Source organism: Cumulibacter manganitolerans, assembly GCF_009602465.1.
In the GTDB taxonomy this organism is placed as follows: Bacteria; Actinomycetota; Actinomycetes; order Mycobacteriales; family Antricoccaceae; genus Cumulibacter; species Cumulibacter manganitolerans.
Window position 1 is genome coordinate 59,287 of the sequence record NZ_WBKP01000009.1, and the last position, 16,262, is coordinate 75,548.

17 protein-coding genes are annotated in these 16,262 nt (G+C 71.9%); 9 read left to right on the forward strand and 8 right to left on the reverse strand.

Annotated elements, in window-relative coordinates:
- The first annotated feature begins 9 nt into the window (after positions 1–9).
- Complete coding sequence (locus F8A92_RS05390) at positions 10–1,140, forward strand: MsnO8 family LLM class oxidoreductase (RefSeq protein ID WP_153504082.1); 1,131 nt, start codon at positions 10–12, stop codon at positions 1,138–1,140.
- Positions 1,141–1,183: 43 nt separating this feature from the next.
- Positions 1,184–2,029: a DUF1684 domain-containing protein gene (locus F8A92_RS05395; RefSeq protein WP_153504084.1), complete on the forward strand. Its 846-nt coding sequence runs from the start codon at positions 1,184–1,186 to the stop codon at positions 2,027–2,029.
- A 31-nt stretch (positions 2,030–2,060) separates the two neighbouring features.
- On the opposite strand, the gene F8A92_RS05400 is transcribed toward F8A92_RS05395, so the two are convergent.
- Positions 2,061–2,891: an ERCC4 domain-containing protein gene (locus F8A92_RS05400; RefSeq protein ID WP_153504086.1), complete on the reverse strand. Its 831-nt coding sequence runs from the start codon at positions 2,889–2,891 to the stop codon at positions 2,061–2,063.
- Positions 2,892–2,933: 42 nt separating this feature from the next.
- Between F8A92_RS05400 and F8A92_RS05405 the strand changes: the two genes are divergently transcribed.
- Positions 2,934–3,461, forward strand: coding sequence for a hypothetical protein (locus tag F8A92_RS05405; protein WP_153504088.1), 528 nt, complete (start codon positions 2,934–2,936; stop codon positions 3,459–3,461).
- Here the strand turns inward: F8A92_RS05405 and F8A92_RS05410 are convergent.
- The gene (locus tag F8A92_RS05410; RefSeq protein ID WP_153504089.1) at positions 3,439–3,771 is read right to left on the reverse strand and encodes a cupin domain-containing protein; all 333 of its coding nucleotides are present in this window, start codon (positions 3,769–3,771) and stop codon (positions 3,439–3,441) included. The genes F8A92_RS05405 and F8A92_RS05410 overlap by 23 nt on opposite strands.
- A 260-nt stretch (positions 3,772–4,031) precedes the next feature.
- Here F8A92_RS05410 and F8A92_RS05415 point away from each other — a divergent pair, with 260 nt between their 5' ends.
- Both F8A92_RS05415 and F8A92_RS05420 read left to right on the forward strand, forming a co-directional pair.
- Complete coding sequence (locus F8A92_RS05415) at positions 4,032–5,288, forward strand: SAM-dependent methyltransferase (protein WP_153504091.1); 1,257 nt, start codon at positions 4,032–4,034, stop codon at positions 5,286–5,288.
- Positions 5,289–5,311: 23 nt separating this feature from the next.
- Entirely contained in the window at positions 5,312–5,959 is a 648-nt protein-coding gene (locus F8A92_RS05420; protein ID WP_228389229.1) for a class I SAM-dependent methyltransferase, read from the forward strand.
- A gap of 24 nt (positions 5,960–5,983) precedes the next feature.
- On the opposite strand, the gene F8A92_RS05425 is transcribed toward F8A92_RS05420, so the two are convergent.
- Positions 5,984–7,003 (reverse strand): LLM class flavin-dependent oxidoreductase, encoded by a 1,020-nt coding sequence (locus tag F8A92_RS05425; RefSeq protein ID WP_228389230.1) that lies wholly within the window; start codon positions 7,001–7,003, stop codon positions 5,984–5,986.
- A gap of 121 nt (positions 7,004–7,124) precedes the next feature.
- Between F8A92_RS05425 and F8A92_RS05430 the strand changes: the two genes are divergently transcribed.
- Both F8A92_RS05430 and F8A92_RS05435 read left to right on the forward strand, forming a co-directional pair.
- Complete coding sequence (locus F8A92_RS05430) at positions 7,125–7,691, forward strand: DinB family protein (protein ID WP_153504095.1); 567 nt, start codon at positions 7,125–7,127, stop codon at positions 7,689–7,691.
- Positions 7,692–7,747: 56 nt separating this feature from the next.
- Positions 7,748–8,350, forward strand: coding sequence for a TIGR03086 family metal-binding protein (locus F8A92_RS05435; RefSeq protein WP_194291369.1), 603 nt, complete (start codon positions 7,748–7,750; stop codon positions 8,348–8,350).
- Here F8A92_RS05435 and F8A92_RS05440 read toward each other — a convergent pair.
- Complete coding sequence (locus F8A92_RS05440; RefSeq protein ID WP_153504099.1) at positions 8,335–9,798, reverse strand: protein adenylyltransferase SelO; 1,464 nt, start codon at positions 9,796–9,798, stop codon at positions 8,335–8,337. The two genes, F8A92_RS05435 and F8A92_RS05440, sit on opposite strands and share 16 nt — an antisense overlap.
- A gap of 54 nt (positions 9,799–9,852) precedes the next feature.
- Positions 9,853–11,544 carry an aa3-type cytochrome oxidase subunit I gene (ctaD, locus tag F8A92_RS05445; protein WP_228389231.1) on the reverse strand — a complete coding sequence of 564 codons (1,692 nt, stop codon included), beginning with the start codon at positions 11,542–11,544 and terminating at the stop codon, positions 9,853–9,855.
- Between the two features lie 52 nt (positions 11,545–11,596).
- On the opposite strand from ctaD, the gene F8A92_RS05450 reads away from it, so the two are divergent.
- The gene (locus tag F8A92_RS05450; protein WP_194291370.1) at positions 11,597–12,259 is read left to right on the forward strand and encodes a helix-turn-helix transcriptional regulator; all 663 of its coding nucleotides are present in this window, start codon (positions 11,597–11,599) and stop codon (positions 12,257–12,259) included.
- Between the two features lie 73 nt (positions 12,260–12,332).
- On the opposite strand, the gene F8A92_RS05455 is transcribed toward F8A92_RS05450, so the two are convergent.
- Genes F8A92_RS05455 through F8A92_RS05465 form a run of 3 tightly spaced genes read right to left on the reverse strand, consistent with a single transcriptional unit; the run spans position 12,333 to position 15,174 of the window.
- The gene (locus F8A92_RS05455) at positions 12,333–12,827 is read right to left on the reverse strand and encodes a CoA-binding protein (RefSeq protein ID WP_153504103.1); all 495 of its coding nucleotides are present in this window, start codon (positions 12,825–12,827) and stop codon (positions 12,333–12,335) included.
- Positions 12,827–14,119: an O-acetylhomoserine aminocarboxypropyltransferase/cysteine synthase family protein gene (locus tag F8A92_RS05460; protein ID WP_153504105.1), complete on the reverse strand. Its 1,293-nt coding sequence runs from the start codon at positions 14,117–14,119 to the stop codon at positions 12,827–12,829. Before F8A92_RS05460 ends, F8A92_RS05455 begins: the two co-directional genes overlap by 1 nt.
- Positions 14,116–15,174, reverse strand: coding sequence for a ketopantoate reductase family protein (locus F8A92_RS05465; RefSeq protein ID WP_153504107.1), 1,059 nt, complete (start codon positions 15,172–15,174; stop codon positions 14,116–14,118). Before F8A92_RS05465 ends, F8A92_RS05460 begins: the two co-directional genes overlap by 4 nt.
- Before the next feature lie 50 nt (positions 15,175–15,224).
- Between F8A92_RS05465 and F8A92_RS05470 the strand changes: the two genes are divergently transcribed.
- The gene (locus F8A92_RS05470) at positions 15,225–16,205 is read left to right on the forward strand and encodes an endonuclease/exonuclease/phosphatase family protein (RefSeq protein WP_194291371.1); all 981 of its coding nucleotides are present in this window, start codon (positions 15,225–15,227) and stop codon (positions 16,203–16,205) included.
- The last annotated feature ends 57 nt before the right edge of the window (positions 16,206–16,262 follow it).

Genomic DNA, 16,262 nt, shown 5'->3' on the forward strand with positions numbered 1-16,262 from the left:
AGGCCCCACATGCCCACCACCCCGCTGTCCGTCCTCGACCTCGCCCCGGTCTCCGACGGAGCCGAACCGGCGCAGGCGCTGCGCAACACGATCGACCTCGCCCGGCATGCCGAACGCCTCGGCTACCACCGGTACTGGGTTGCCGAGCACCACTTCACCCCGGGCGTCGCGAGCTCGTCACCGGCCGTCCTGACCGCGCTCATCGCCTCCGCCACGAGCCGGATCCGAGTGGGATCGGGAGCGGTGCTCGCCGGCAACACGACCGCTGCGGCCGTGCTCGAGCAGTTCGCGACCATCGACGCCGTCCACCCCGGTCGCATCGACCTCGGGCTGGGCCGCACGGGCCAGCGCCGCGCGGAGGCGCTGGCCACGGTCGCGGCCGGTGCGCCCCCGAAGCCGGCGCGCCAGGAACGGGTCGTCGACGGGCTGCTGCTGCCGGCGCCGTTCGACGTGACCCGCCAGCTGACTTCCTCGCGAGCCCGCACCGCCGACCGGCTGCTTCGCCAGGACGGCGCCCAGTCGCCGCCGTTCGCCGAGCAGGTCGCCGACATCGAGGCGTTCATCGCGGGCAGCTACCGCACGGAGGACGGCGAGCCGGTGGAGCTGGTGCCCGGCCGAGGCGCCACGCTGGAGCTGTGGCTGCTCGGCAGCAGCGGCGGCGAGAGCGCGCAGCTGGCCGGCGCCCGGGGGCTGCCGTTCGCGGCGAACTACCACGTCGCCCCGTCGGCGGTCCTGGAGGCGGTGCAGGCGTACCGCGACGCGTTCGTGCCGTCGTCGCGGCTCGACCGGCCGTACGTCGTGGTATCTGCGGACGTGGTCGTCGCCGAGTCGGACGAGCGGGCCCGTGAGCTCGCCTCGCCGTACGCCGCGTGGGTGCGCAGCATCCGCAACGGCACCGGCGCAATCCCCTACCCGTCGCCGCAGCAGGCCGCCGCTCAGGCGTGGTCGGACGAGGATCGCGCGCTGGTCGACGACCGGGTGCGCACGCAGTTCGTCGGAAGCCCGCAGCGCGTGGCCGAGCAGCTACGCACCCTTCAGGCCGCCACCGGTGCCGACGAGCTGCTCGTCACCTCGGTCACCCACGACCACCGTGACCGCGTGCGATCGCACGAGCTGCTCGCCACCGCTTGGGCGGCATGATCCTCCCCCTAATCACCTACATCATCGAAGGGACCACCGCATCATGACGACGACGAAGCAGTTCACCGAGGAATGGGCCCGGTGGCACGAGGAGCACGAGCGCAACCGGGCGCACGAGCACGGCTTCCTGGCGATCACCGGGCTGTACTGGCTCAGCACCGACCCGACCACGCTGCCCGATGCGCCCGGGTCTTGGACCACCGGCGACGACGGACCGGTCGTCGAGCTCGCCGACCGGGAGTGGCTGACCGTCGAGGGACGGCGCGTGTCCGGCCGTCACGAGTTCGGGCCGATTCCCGAGCGCGGCGGCATCAACGCCGAGTTCGACGGCGGAGTCATCGAGGTCGCCCGGCGCGGCGGCCGCGATCTGCTGCGTCCGCGGCGCGGCGACAACCCGTTCCTGAAGGCCTACCGGGGGAACCCGACGTTCGCGCCGGATCCGGCCTGGCGGCTGCCGGCGCGATATCTGCCGTGGGAGACGCCGCGGGCCGTCACCGTAGGCGCCGCCGTCGACGACCTGCAGCACGTCTACGACTCCCCCGGGCAGGTGGAGTTCGAGGTGGGCGGCGCGACGCTGCGCCTTACGACGTTCCCCGGCCATGAGCCCGGTTCCCTGTTCGCGCTTTTCACCGACCAGACCAGCGGGATAACGACGTACGCCGCCAACCGGAGCGTCGCCATCCCGGCGCCGGACTCCGAGGGCCGGACCGTCGTCGACTTCAACCGCGCCGTGAACCTGCCGTGCGCGCACACCGACTTCGCGACGTGCCCCCTGCCGCCGGCGCAGAACCGACTGCCGGTCGCGGTGGAGGCCGGCGAGCGCCACCCGACGTCCCGGCTGACAGGCACGGTCACCGACACCGCGATTCTGTTACCGGCGACCCGCTAAGCGGGTCGCCGGCCAAGCTCGGGGTGGTGGGTCACTCGGAGTCGGGCAGTATCCGATGCGCCTCCTCGCCGACCAGCCGCTCGCGGACGGCGGAGCCGAGGAACCGGTACGACCACTCCTGCGCGAGCGACCGGTTCTCCAGGAACAGGATCGGGACCGACGGCCAGCGCACCTGGCACTCGGCGAGCATCTCTGCGACCACGGCCGGCCGCACATGCTCGAGCTTGAACACGGCCGAGTACCGGTCCTCGACCACCACCGCTGCCCGGTCGATGCCGGTCAGGTCCGCCAACCGGTACGCGAGACGGCCGGACGTCAGCGATCCGACGAGGTCGTCGAGCGATTTGCGCTCGACCACCGCCACCAAGTCGTCGTCGACGAACGTCGCGTAGTCCCCGACCGGCAGCGCCCTCTTCGTGACGGTCGCCTGCTGTTGCGCGAACTTCCATGCGTAGCGCTCGCGGGTGTCGACGACGATCTCCAACGAGTCGAGACCGCCCGCGCGGGCCTTGGGGAGAGCGACGTTGGGGCGGGCCGCCTTGGCGACGCGCGCGGTCTGCCAGAAGATCATCTCGCGGCCCCGCGCGCGCGTCAGCACAAACTGTGATCGCGCCTCGCGTCGGCGGTCGGCGACGATGTCGATCGCCGCCCCGCGACGCGAGCACTCTCGAAGCGGCACGGATTCGACGATCTCCGCGTCGTCCGGCCACGGCCCGTCGTGCCGGTGGCAGTACACCTTCGACGTGCGCGGCCACGTCTCGCGGGTACGCAGCACTATGCCGTCACCGATCGGGATCCGAACGAGGTACGGCAGGCTGGAGGCCGCGTCGGGGTTGCGGACGATCAGGAGCGGCTCGGTCACCCCACCACGGTATGCGCCGAGCGGGCCGTCTCTGCAGTCACCGTGCGCCTCAGTTGGCAGAGCCTCCCTCACGGTCGTCTAGCGAGCCGGAGCGCCAGCGGAGGCGACGTCGAGACGTTCTGCGGTGGACTGTCGGCTTGCGTCGTCTCGACGTCGCTCGTTCCTCGCTCGCTCGACGACCGTTGGGATGCGTTCGACGACCCGTTGGGCCGGCAGTCGCTCGTTCCTCGCTCGCTCGACGACCGTTGGGATGCGTTCGACGACCCGTTGGGCCGGCAGTCGCTCGTTCCTCGCTCGCTCGACGACCGTTGGGGTGCGTTCAACGACCCGTTGGGCCGGCAGTCGCTCGTTCCTCGCTCGCTCGACGACCGTTGGGATGCGTTCGACGACCCGTTGGGCCGGCAGTCGCTCGTTCCTCGCTCGCTCGACGACCGTTGGGATGCGTTCGACGACCCGTTGGGCCGGCAGTCGCTCGTTCCTCGCTCGCTCGACGACCGTTGGGGTGCGTTCAACGACCCGTTGGGCCGGCAGTCGCTCGTGTCTCGCCCTAGCGGTCGACGACGACGGTGAGCAGGACGACGGTGTCGGACAGCGCCTCGAGGTCGTGGCGGGCCGGCGGGATGATGAGGTAGTCGCCGGCCACGCCCTCCCAGTGCTGCTCGCCCGCGATGAGCCGTACGCGGCCGTCGAGGACCTGCAGGCTGGCCTCTCCCGGGCTCTCGTGCTCGCCGAGCGCGCGGCCGCCGGCGATGGCGATCACCGTCTGCCGCAGCGAGTGCTCGTGGCCGCCGTGGACGGTGCGGGCGGTCCGCCCGCTCGAGTGCTCGCGCGCCTCGGCGAGGAGCTCTTCGGCGAGCGCGGCCAGTCTGATCGATTCCATCTGCGTCTCCTATGGATCGCGGTCCGGGAAGCCCAGTTCACCGTACGTGACCGGCCCCCGGTGGCGCACCGGACGCCGGACCAATCCCGAACCGGCGCGGCACCGAACCGGCACCATGCGACCACCCTCGGACCCCCGGCCCCACGACCCTACCGACGCCGATTCCGCCCGGACCGCGCCCGGGCATAATCTGCGAGAAGAAGCGAGGCCCCCGGGCACGGCGGCGCCGACGAACCTCAGAGTGGAGGGCTGGTAGCAAGATGGTCCCGGTACCCGATGCCCAGCAGCTGGGCGCAACCCCGCTCGCCGGCGCACGCGCCGCGCTCGCCCGCCGGTTGCTGCCCACCGTGCTCAACCGGTTCGACGTCGACATCCGGACCGCCGGTGCTCCGCCCCTGCGCACCACCGCCCCGGCACCGGGCCTTCCGCAGATCGACGTGCACCGTCCGGACGACCTGATCCGCCGGATCGCCGACGCGCCGAAGATCGGCATCGGCGAGGGCTACATGGCCGGTGACTGGTCCGAGGCCGACGGAACCGACCTCGCCGACGTGCTGGCGCCGTTCGCCGAGAAGCTCAGCAGCGCCATCCCGCCGGTCCTGCGCCGGCTGCGCAAGGTCGTGGACCGGCCCATCCCGCTGCACATGCGCAACAGCACGGCCGGCTCCCGCCGCAACATCGAGGCGCACTACGACCTCAGCAACGACCTCTTCGCGTTGTTCCTCGACCAGACGATGTCCTACAGCAGCGCGCTGTTCGAGCACGGCCGGCCGCGCACCCGCGAGACGCTGCGCGCCGCCCAGCTGCGCAAGATCGACGCCGCGCTCGACCGCGCCCGGATCACCGAGGCATCGAGCGTGCTGGAGATCGGCACCGGCTGGGGCGCGCTGGCGATCCGCGCCGCGCAGCGCGGCGCGAAGGTCACCACCATCACGCTGTCCAAGGAGCAGGCGAAGCTCGCCCGCGACCGCGCGCGGGACGCCGGGGTCAGCGACTCCATCGACATCCGGCTGCAGGACTACCGCGAGGTCACCGGGCTCTACGACGCGGTCGTCAGCATCGAGATGATCGAGGCGGTCGGCGAGGAGTACTGGCCGATCTACTTCCAGACGATCGACGCGCACCTCAACGTCGGCGGCACCGCTGTGATCCAGGCGATCCTGATGGACGACGCTCGGCTGCGCGCCACCAGGGCGTCGTACAGCTGGATCCAGAAGCACATCTTCCCCGGCGGGATCATCCCGTCGCTGCCGGCGATCGAGCGGACGCTCGACCGCCACACGACGCTGGAGCTCACCGAGATCTCGAAGTTCGGCCAGTCGTACGCCGACACGCTGCGCATCTGGCGGGCCGGGTTCGACGCGCGCCTCGACGAGGTGCGCGCGCTGGGCTGGGACGACCAGATGATCCGCGCGTGGCAGTTCTACCTCGCCTACAGCGAGGCCGGCTTCCGCACCGGGTACCTCGACGTCGCGCAGCTGCGGCTGGAGCGGCCGCGGGCGGACGCCGACGTCTGAGCGGCGCGCGGCATGATGGCGGCATGGGATTGCGCAGCAGCTGGGAAGCGCACGTGCTTCCGCGGATCATGGACCGTTCGCTCCGGGACCCGATCACGCACCCGTGGCGTGAGTTCGCGTGCGGGCAGGCCCACGGCGAGGTTCTCGAGCTGGGCTTCGCCGCCGGCCTGAACCTGCGGTTCTATCCCGCGGCCGTGCACCGCGTGCTCGCCATCGAGCCCGCAGATCTCGCGTGGGCGCTGGCCGAGCGCCGCATCGACCGGGCCAGAAGCGCACGACCGGCGCTGGAGGTCGCGCGGATCGGGCTGGACGGCGCCCGCGTGGACCTGCCGGACCGCAGCGTCGATGCGGTCGTGTCGACGTGGACGATGTGCAGCATCCCGGACCTGACGTCCGCGCTCGCGGAGGTGCGGCGCCTGCTGCGCCCCGGCGGCGAGCTGCGGTTCGCCGAGCACGGCCTCAGCCCGGACGCCGACGTCGCCCGACGCCAGCGGCGGTATCAGCGGTGGTGGACGCCGGTGGCCGGTGGCTGCCACCTCACCCGCGACTTCCCCGCGCTGCTCGACGCGGCCGGCTTCGACGTCGACATCGCCCATCGCGAGTACGCGATGCCCGGCAACCTGTCGCGGCCCTGGTCGTGGATGCTGCGGGGCACCGCGACGCCGCGCTGAGCCGACCGGCCGCGCCGGAGCCGATCAGCCGAGCAGCGCCCGCACCCGGGGCACCACCTCGGTGCCGTAGAGCTCGATCGAGTGCAGCATCTTCTCGTGCGGGAGCGTCCCGTTGCTGAACTTCAGGTCGAACCGGTCGATGCCGAGCGCCTGCGCGGTGCGGGCGATCTTGTCCGCGACGGTCTGCGGTGAGCCGACGTACAGCGAGCCCGACTCGACCTCCTCGTCGTACTGCGCGCGGGTGACCGGCGGCCAGCCCCGCTCGCGGCCGATGCGGTCCCGGTTGACCTTGAAGTGCGGGAACAGCTCCTCGCGCGCCTGCTTGTCGGTGTCGGCCACGTGCCCCGGCGAGTGGACGCCGATCGGGAGCTCACCGGACTCGAGCTCCGTGCAGGCCCGCCGGTAGAGGTCGGCGTACGGCACGAACCGGGCCGGGTCGCCACCGATGATGGCCAGCATCATGGGAATCCGGTAGCGGGCGGCGCGGACGACGGACTCCGGCGAGCCGCCGACCCCGATCCAGGTCCGCAGCCGGCCCGACTCGGTCTTCGGGAACACCTCGACGTTGCGCATCGCCGGGCGGGTCGTGCCCTCCCAGGAGACGGGGCCCTCGTCGAGCAGCCGGGAGAACAGGTCGAGCTTCTCGTTGAACAGCACCTCGTAGTCGTTCAGATCCAGCCCGTACAGCGGGAACGACTCGGTGAACGAGCCGCGGCCGAGCTGCACCTCCGCGCGTCCGCGGGACACCGCGTCGAGGGTCGCGAACTTCTCGAACACGCGCACCGGGTCGTCGGAGGACAGCACCGTCACCGCCGAGCCGAGCAGGATCCGCTCGGTGCGGCCAGCGGCCGCGGCCAGCACGATCTCCGGGGCCGACACGGCGAAGTCGTCACGGTGGTGCTCGCCGGCCGCGAAGGCGTCGATGCCCACCGAGTCGGCCAGCACCGCCTGCTCGACCACGTTGCGCAGCACCTCCGGGTACGGCAGCCGCCGCGCCATGGAGTCGACCGTGACGTCGCCGAAGGTGTCCAGGCCGAAATCCACGTCGTTCTCCTCATCGATGGGCGATACGGTGGTGCGAGCGACGAAACGGCGGCGCCCTACCAGCGCTGTCTCGCGCCCAGCGTAGCCCGCAACCGGGTCCTCGACCGGCGGCGTCGCGCGGATGACAACGGCGATCGGCGGCAACGTGGACGCAGCCAGCGAACAGACCATTGCCGGATACCGCCGTGCCCGGCGAGAACTGGCTGCCTGGCTGGAGACCGCGTCGCCGGCCGACCTGCGCCGCAGCAGCAACGGCACGTGCTGGACGAACGAGCAGCTGCTGTTCCACATGGTCTTCGGATACATGATCGTCAGGGCGCTGCTGCCCCTGGTCCGAGTCGTCAGCCGCCTGCCCGCGTCGTGGGGCAGGGCGTTCGCCGGCCTGCTGAACGCCGCTACCGGACCGTTCGACAGGGTGAACTACTGGGGCTCCCGCGCCGCGGCCCTGGTCTACGACCACCGACGAATGGCGCGGAAGCTGGAGAAGACGACGGCAGCGCTGACGCGGCGGCTCGCCCAGGAGACGCCGGCATCGCTGAGCCGGTCGATGCCGTTCCCCACACGCTGGGACCCCTTCTTCACCGACACCATGACCGTGGCGGACCTTTATCCCTACGCCACACAACACTTCGACTTCCACGCCAAGCAGCTGCGACTGGCCTCCCCGGATGATCGCCGGGGCGCGTGAGCCGGCAGCCGGGCGGCGCGAGCCGCGTCGCGGGTTCGGCGCGTACGGTGGCAGTCGTGAGTGATTCAGTCACCCTTCTCACCGCCGGGCTCGATCTGATCGGCGAGCAGGTCGAGGCCACGTCGGACGACGGCTGGTCGGCCGCGTCGCCCTGTGAGCGCTGGACGGCCCTGGACGTGCTGGCGCATGTCACCGGCACGACGCAGAAGGCCATCGCCTGCATGAGCGGCGCGGAGTACACCGGCGAACCGGCCGATCCCGTGACCGGTGAGGGCGTCGCGCCGATCGTGCAGCGGTGGCGTGACACCGCCGACCAGGCGGCCGACAGCGTCATCGCGGCGGACCCCGCCCAGCAGGTCGAGACGCCGCGCGGGTCCATGCCGCTCGGCGCGGCGCTCGCCCTTCCGGCCGCGGACCTCGCGGTGCACGCGTGGGACCTCGCCGCAGCCGGCGGCCGCCGGCTGGAGCTGTCACCGGAGCTGCTCGCGCACGTGCAGTCGGTCATCGACAGCCTGCCGCCGGATCGGCTGCGCTCCCCCGGCTTGTTCGGCCCGCAGGTCGAGGCGCCGCCCGGCGCCGGTCCGACCGAGACGCTGATGGCCTTCCTCGGCCGCCGTCGCCCGGACGCCGAGGAGTCCCGGCCTCAGGTGCCGCAGTAGGTGACGTACCCGGTGGTGAACTCGGCGGGCGCCGGCTCGGCGTAGCGGTCGAGCCCGGGACGTTCGGTGAACGGCTCGCGGACCACCGAGAGGAGCTGTTCGAAGGGCGCCAGGTCGCCGTCCACGGCCGCGGCGAGCGCCTCCTCGACGAGATGGTTGCGCGGGATGTACACCGGGTTGACCGCGTCCATGGCTGCGGCGGTCGCGGTCCGGTCCGTCTCCCCCAGCCGTTGCCGCCAGCGCGCCTGCCAGGCGTCGTACGCCGCGAGGTCGAGCACGTGCTCGCGGACGTCGTCCGGCTCGCCGCGCAGCACGCGGGCCAGGCCCCGGAAGGTGGAGGTGAAGTCCAGCCGGTTCATCGCCATCATCGACAGCAGGTCGCCGATCAGCACGCCGTCGGACTCGACCGCGCCGGCCAGCCCGAGCTTGGCCCGCAACCGCGCCGCCCGTGCCGCGTCGTACGCCGCAACGAACGCCTCCACGCGTTCCGTCGCGTCGGCGATCGCGGCGTCGACGTCGCCGTCCTCGGCGAGCAGGCCGAGGAGCGTCTCGGCGAACCGGGAGAGGTTCCACAACGCGATCGGCGGCTGCTGTCCGTATCGGTAGCGTCCGCCGGTGTCGATCGAGCTGAAGACCTGGTCCTCGTCGTACGCGTCCAGGAAGGCGCAGGGCCCGTAGTCGATCGTCTCGCCCGAGATGGTCATGTTGTCGGTGTTCATCACCCCGTGGATGAACCCGATGCTCATCCACGAGGCGATCAGCTCGGCCTGGCGGGCGATGACGGCGCTGAGGAAGCCGGCGTAGTCGCCGGGCGCCACCTCGGGATAGTGCCGCGCCATCGCGTAGTCGGCCAGCCTGCGGACGTGCTCCACGGTGCCGTGGTGCGCCGCCATCTGGAACGTGCCGACCCGCAGGTGGGACGCCGCGACGCGGGTCAGGATCGCGCCGGGCTGGACGCCGCCGTCCCGGAGCACCTGCTCGCCGGTCGTGGCCGCGGCGAGCGCCCGCGTGGTCGGGATGCCGAGGGCGTGCATCGCCTCTCCGACGACGTACTCGCGCAGCACCGGCCCGAGGACCGCCTTGCCGTCGCCACCGCGGGAGAACTGGGTGCGCCCGGAGCCCTTGAACGCGATGTCGCGGCGGTTGCCGTGCCGGTCGACGATCTCGCCGAGCAGCACCGCCCGCCCGTCGCCGAGCATCGGGCTGAGCTGGCCGAACTGATGACCGGAGTACGCCTGCGCCAGCGGCGTGGCACCCTCGGGCACGACGGCGCCCGACAGGGCCGCGACGCCCTCCTCACCGGCCAGGACGCCGGGGTCGAGCCCGAGCTCCGCGGCCAGCTCGGTGTTCAGCGCGACGAGCCGGGGGGCCGGCGGGACGGCCGGGTCCCAGGGCACGTAGAACCCGTCCAGCTCCCGCGCGTACGTGTTGTCGAACCGCCAGTCCATGAGCTACCTCCCAGCCCCTTACGGTGCCACGAAACGGCGGCGGCCGCCGATGCGCTAGGGATGCCGTCGCCCGCTGTGCGCCTCCAGCCGGAGCCGCTCGCGCATCTGGGGGTAGTGCAGATCGAACGCCGGTCGCAACGACCGGATCCGGGGCAGCGTGAGGAAGTTGTGCCGGGGCGGGGGCGTGGTCGTCGCCCACTCGAGCGAGTTGCCGAACCCCCAGGGGTCGTCCGCCGTGGTCACCTCGCCGTACCGGTACGAGCGATACAGGTTCCACATGAACGGCAGCACCGACATCCCGAGCACGAACGCGAACACCGTCGAGAGCTGGTTGAGGCCGGCGAAGCCGTCGCTGAGCAGGTAGTCGCCGTAGCGACGCGGCATCCCCTCGTTGCCGAGGTAGTGCTGGACGAGGAAGGTGCCGTGGAATCCGATGAACGTGAGCCAGAAGTGCCACTTGCCCAGCCGCTCGTCGAGGAACCGCCCGGTGAACTTGGGGAACCAGAAGTACACCCCGGAGTACGCCGAGAACACGATCGTGCCGAACAGCACGTAGTGGAAGTGCGCGACGACGAAGTAGGTGTCGGTGACGTGGAAGTCGATCGGGGGCGAGGCGAGCAGGACGCCGGTGATGCCGCCGAACGTGAACGTGACGATGAACCCGACCGCGAACAGCAGCGGTGTCTCGAAGGTCAGCGCGCCCTTCCACATCGTGAACAGCCAGGTGAAGATCTTCAGCCCGGTGGGGATCGCGATGAGGAACGACATGAAGGAGAAGAACGGCAGGAGGACGGCGCCCGTGGCGAACATGTGATGCGCCCAGACCGCGATCGACAGGACGGCGATCGCGATCGTCGCGAACACCATGCCCTTGTACCCGAACAGCGGCTTGCGGCTGAACACCGGGACGACCTCCGAGACGATGCCGAAGAACGGCAGCGCGACGATGTACACCTCCGGGTGGCCGAAGAACCAGAACAGGTGCTGCCAGAGGATCGCGCCGCCGTTCTCCGCCTCGAACACGACCGAGCCGAGTTGCCGGTCGGACAGCAGCAGCAGGAACGCGGAGGTGAGGATGGGGAACGCGATGAGCACCATGAGGCTGGTGACCAGCGTGCTCCAGGTGAACATCGACATCCGGAACATGGTCATCCCCGGCGCGCGCATGCACACGATCGTGGTGATGAAGTTGACCGCGCCGAGGATCGTGCCGAGACCGGAGATCGCCAGACCGACGATCCACAGGCTCGGGCCGACCCCCGGCGAGTTCGCGGCGTTCGACAGCGGCGTGTACGCGAACCACCCGAAGTCGGCCGAGCCCGCGGGCGTGAGGAACGCGGACAGGGTGACGAGCGAGCCGAGCGAGTAGAACCAGTACGACAGCGCGTTCAGCCTCGGGAACGCGACGTCGGGAGCGCCGATGTGCAGCGGCATGACGAGGTTGCCGAACGCGAAGAACAGCGGCGTGGCGAACATCAGCAGCATGATCGCGCCGTGGTTGGTGAACAGCTGGTTGTACTGCTCCGGCGAGAGGAACTGGTAGCCCGGGTAGGCCAGCTCGGCGCGCATCAGCATCGCCATGAGGCCGCCGATCAGGAAGAACCCGAACGCGGTCCCGAAGTACATCTTCCCGATCATCTTGTGATCGGTCGTGCCCAGCACGCGGGCGAGCATCGAGCCGGGTCTGGCTCGGTGCGGTACGGCGACCGGGGTCAGCTCCAACGGGCGATCGGGTGCGAGTGTCACGGGCACCTCCTCAGGGAGGTTTATCCAATTCGATGCTGTATAAACTATGACTATGGCACAACCCACCCGCGACGGGGAAGATGCCGGCGGAGCCGGGGACCGTCGGGCCCGCATCCTGCGGCTGCTCCAGGAGCAGTCCCGGGCGCTGGACATCACGCAGATCGCCGCTCTGGCGGGGATCCACCGCAACACCGTCCGCTTCCATCTGGAGAACCTGGTCGCCGCCGGCACGGTGGAACGATCGACGGGACGCCCCACGGCGCGAGGGGGCAGACCGCCGCAGCTGTTCCGCACGGCACCCGGCTGGGACCGCACCGGCCCGCGGAACTACCTCGGCCTCGCGGCGGCGCTGCTCGAGCAGCTGCGGACTCGCCCGGACGCCGCCGCGGCGGCGGAGGAGGCAGGGCTCGCGTGGGGGGAACGGCTCGGCGCCGACGCCCCGGTTCCGGCAGACGCCGACGCGGCCCGCAGCACGCTGACGAGCGGACTTCGGCAGCTGGGCTTCGCCCCCGAGCAGGTGGACGAGCGGCGGATCGATCTGCGGCATTGCCCGTTCGTCGAGCTCGCCGCCGATCCCGACCGTCTCGTCTGCCGGCTGCATCGTGGGCTGCTGCAGGCCGCGGTCGCCGGGTGGCCGGACGCGATACGGGGCGTCGACCTCGAGCCCGAGGTCGAGCCGGGTCGCTGCGTCGTCCGCCTCACGCCGGCCCAGTGAGCAGCCCGCCAGAACCGTTGTGTTGTGGCGACTTCGGGCGACGTCGCCCGAAGTCGTCACAAGTCAACGGGGGCTAGGTGGTGAGCTGGCGCTTGCTGGAGATGACGCCGGTGTCGAAGCCCGCGAAGTGCAGGCCGCCGTGGAAGCGCGCGTGCTCGATCTTCGTGCAGCGGTCCATCACGACCGTCATCCCGGCCGCCTCCGCGCGGCGCGTGGACTCCTCGTCCCACAGCCCCAGCTGCAGCCATAGGGTCTTCGCGCCGACCTCGATCGCGTCGTCGAGGACCTCGGGGATGTCGCTCTGCTTGCGGAACACGTCGACGATGTCCGGCACCACCGGCAGCTCGCGCAGCGACGGGTACACCGGATGCCCGTGCACCTCCTTGAGCGAGGGGTTGACGAAGTACACGTCGTACTCGTGCGTCGCGAGCAGGTAGGTCGCCACGAAGTACGACGCGCGGGAGGGCTTGTTCGAGGCGCCGACGATGGCGATCGACTTCGCCGTGCGCAGCAGGTTCAGCCGTTCGGGGGCCGACGGGCCCTGCCAGGTGCGAGCCGGTCGCGTCATCACTGCTCTCCGATCGCCGCGGTCAATGCCTGGTCCAGGTCCCAGAGTATGTCCTCGATGTCCTCCAGCCCGACCGAGATGCGGATCAGGTCGTCGGGGACGCCGGCCGCGACGAGCTGCTCGTCGCTGAGCTGCCGGTGGGTAGTGGACGCCGGGTGCAGCACGAGGGTCCGCGAGTCGCCGACGTTGGCCAGGTGCGAGGCGACCTGCAGCGCCGCGATGAACCGCTGGCCGGTCTCGCGGCCGCCCTCGACGCCGAACGCGAACACCGCGCCCGGGCCCTTGGGCAGGTACTTGCCGGCCCGCTCGTGGTGCGGGTGCGACGGCAGGCCGGCGTAGTTGACGTACGCGATGCGCGGGTCGGCGTCGAGCCACTCGGCGACGCGCCGGGCGTTCGCGACGTGCTCGTCCATCCGCTGCGGCAACGTCTCGACGCCCTGCAGCAGCATGAACGCCGAGTGCGCCGGAAGGGCCGGGCCGACGTCGCGCAGCTGCTCGCTGCGCAGCCGGGTCAGGAACGCGTACTCGCCGAAGTTGCCCCACCACTCCAGGCCGCCGTACGACGGGACCGGCTCGGTCATCCGCGGGAACTTCCCGTTCGCCCAGTCGAAGCGGCCGGACTCGACGACGACGCCGCCGAGGGTCGTGCCGTGGCCGCCGAGGAACTTGGTCGCGGAGTGCACGACGATGTCGGCGCCGTGCTCCAGCGGCCGCAGCAGGTACGGCGTCGCCATCGTGGAGTCGACGATCAGCGGCAGGCCGTGCCGGTGCGCGACCTCGGCCAGCCCGGCGATGTCGGCGATATCCCCCGACGGGTTGGCGATCGACTCGGCGTACACCGCGCGGGTGCGCTCGGTGATGGCCGCCTCGTAGTCGGCCGGGTCGGTGCCGGGCACGAACGTCGTGTCGATGCCCAGCCGCCGCATGGTGACGTCGAGCAGGGTGACGGTGCCGCCGTACAGCTGGGCGGCCGCGACCAGGTGGTCGCCGGCCTCGCACAGCGAGCTGACGACGAGGAACTCCGCCGACATGCCGGTCGCCGCGGCGACCGCGCCGATGCCGCCCTCGAGCGCTGCGACCCGCTCCTCGAACGCCGCGACGGTCGGGTTGGAGATGCGCGAGTAGATGTTGCCGTACTTCTGCAGCGCGAACAGGCTCGCCGCGTCCTCGGCGTCCTCGAAGACGAAGGACGTGGACTGGTAGATCGGCACCGCGCGGGCCCCGGTGAACGGGTCGGGGGTACCACCGGCGTGCAGGGCCTTGGTCCGGAAGCCGAACTCGTGGTCTCTCATCCTCGGATCTCCTCTCGCGAGCTCTGCTCACGGTACGCAGCGGTACGGCGCAGCACCGCCTCGACGTCCGCCGCCGGGATCGAGCGGGGCGCGGCGCCCGAGGCGGCGGCCACCCGGGCCAGCGACGCCAGCGCCGCGTTGACCGGCGTCGGTACGCCGTGCAGGCGGCCCAGCCGGACGATCTCTCCGTTGAGGTAGTCGGTCTCGATGGTGCCGGTGCGGCGGGCGAGCGACTGGAACGTCGACGAGCCGACCTCCTCCGGTGCGCCGTCGACGGCGGCCGTCCGGGGCGCGCTCGCGCCCAGCGCCTTCTCCTTGGCCGAGGAGACGACCGGCTCCCCCGACGCGGCGAGCGCCGCCTCGGCCTCCTTCCGGCAGGCCCGCGTCAGCGCGGCGGCGCCGTCGCCCGGCACGATGAGCGCGTCGACGGCGTTGCCCATGTTCGCCACCAGCTTGCGGCGCTTCCAGGCCATGACGTCGTCCGGCAGCGGCACCCGCAGCCCGGCTCCCGACCAGTCGTCGGCGATGGCGCGGGCGAGCGCGTCCGCGGGCTGCGCGCGCGGGTAGCGGCCGAGGAAGAAGATGCCCGAGTCGCCGTCGTAGCGCGCCACGACCTCCCCCGGGCGGACGTGGGTGGCGGGGCACCACACCGCGGCGGCGTACACCCGCGCGAAGTAGCGCAGCGCGAGGTCCTCGCCGGCGAGGCCGTTGGTGGCGGTGACGACCGGCAGCGTCTCGCCCGCGGTGCCGACCACCCCGTGCTCGTCGCGCACCGTCGCGTCGGCCCAGGCCGCGAGGGCCGCGCCCGCCTGGTGCAGCTTCGTGGCGAGCACCAGGACGTCGCCCGGGCCGAGGTCCGCCTCCTCCGGAGCGGTCCACACCGGCGCGCAGACCTGGTAGGTGGCCCGCGGCGTGCGCAGGGTGAGCCCGTCGCGGGCGAGCACCGCGGCGTGCTCGCCGCGCGAGACCCACGCCACCGGCACCCCGTGCTCGGCGAGGCGGCCGCCGATCGTGCCGCCGATGGCCCCGGTGCCGATGATCACGTATCGCCGCATGGGCCCTGTCTATCAGGCGGCGGTTCGGAGGCGCCGGGCAGAATGGCCGCGTGCGAGGCAACCGGGTCGGCTGGGCGGTGCTCGGCCTGCTCGTCGTGGCGCTGGTGGTGACCGGCGATCCCGCCCTCGTCGGCGTCTCGACCTACCAGCCGTTCGCGCAGCTCATCGCGCTGCGCGGCTGGCTGGCGCTGGGCCTCCTCGCGCTCGCCGGGGTCCTGGGCGGCGCCGCGCTGCTGGTGCATCACCGCGGCGTGGACCGGCCGGTGCGGCTCACAGCGGCGATCCTGGCATTGCTCGCCGCGGCCGGCGTGCACGGCGCGGTGGTGATCGGCCGCGGCGTCACGGCGGCCGCGGCCCTGCCGGCCGACAAGCGCGCCGGCGATCTCGACGTGCTGGCGTTCAACACCTGGGGCGGCGCGGCGGGCGACGCCCGGGTCAGCGCCCTGATCGACGACGTGCGGCCGGACGCCGTGGTGCTGCCGGAGACCACCGCCGCGGCGGCGCACCGCATCGCCGCCGCTGCCGGTCCGGGCTTCACGGTGCTCATGGGCGAGGGCCGCCCGGGCGGCTCCGGCCCGACCGCGCTGCTGATCAGCGCCGGCCTCGGCGAGTACGAGCGGATCGACGGCCCGGACCTCGAGTACGGCATGGTCGGCGCGCGGCCTCTCGACGGCCCCGGGCCGGTGCTGTACGCCGTCCACGTGGTCTCGCCGGTCGGTGAGCGGACGGCGGCGTGGCGTCGCGAGCTCGCGCTGGTGACCGCGATCTGCGACCGGACCGACGGCGCGGTCGTGGCCGGTGACTTCAACGCGACGGTCGACCACGCGCCGCTGCGCGCGACGCGGTGCGTGGACGGCAGCGTCCGCTCGGGCGGCGTCGGGACCTGGCCGGCCGGCGCCCCGCGCCTGCTGGGGGCGCCGATCGACCACGTGCTGGCCGATCCGGCACGGTGGAGCCCGGTCGGCAGCGCCGTCCGGGACGTCGGGGGCAGCGATCACCGCGCCCTCGTCGTCCGGTTACGGCGGCACTAGATTTGGGACGGGCTGGCCGAGACCCTCGGCGCCTGGTCGAATGGATGATCACACCGC

Bases quoted from the DNA above. Each gene is read 5' to 3' on its own strand.
- F8A92_RS05395 (WP_153504084.1), top strand. From the start codon at position 1,184: ATGACGACGACGAAGCAGTTCACCGAGGAATGGGCCCGGTGGCACGAG.
- F8A92_RS05390 (WP_153504082.1), top strand. From the start codon at position 10: ATGCCCACCACCCCGCTGTCCGTCCTCGACCTCGCCCCGGTCTCCGAC.
- F8A92_RS05440 (WP_153504099.1), bottom strand. From the start codon at position 9,798: ATGGACTGGCGGTTCGACAACACGTACGCGCGGGAGCTGGACGGGTTC.
- F8A92_RS05460 (WP_153504105.1), bottom strand. From the start codon at position 14,119: ATGAGAGACCACGAGTTCGGCTTCCGGACCAAGGCCCTGCACGCCGGT.
- F8A92_RS05465 (WP_153504107.1), bottom strand. From the start codon at position 15,174: ATGCGGCGATACGTGATCATCGGCACCGGGGCCATCGGCGGCACGATC.
- F8A92_RS05420 (WP_228389229.1), top strand. From the start codon at position 5,312: ATGGGATTGCGCAGCAGCTGGGAAGCGCACGTGCTTCCGCGGATCATG.
- F8A92_RS05415 (WP_153504091.1), top strand. From the start codon at position 4,032: ATGGTCCCGGTACCCGATGCCCAGCAGCTGGGCGCAACCCCGCTCGCC.
- F8A92_RS05410 (WP_153504089.1), bottom strand. From the start codon at position 3,771: ATGGAATCGATCAGACTGGCCGCGCTCGCCGAAGAGCTCCTCGCCGAG.
- F8A92_RS05450 (WP_194291370.1), top strand. From the start codon at position 11,597: ATGGCACAACCCACCCGCGACGGGGAAGATGCCGGCGGAGCCGGGGAC.
- F8A92_RS05430 (WP_153504095.1), top strand. From the start codon at position 7,125: ATGACAACGGCGATCGGCGGCAACGTGGACGCAGCCAGCGAACAGACC.
- F8A92_RS05455 (WP_153504103.1), bottom strand. From the start codon at position 12,827: ATGACGCGACCGGCTCGCACCTGGCAGGGCCCGTCGGCCCCCGAACGG.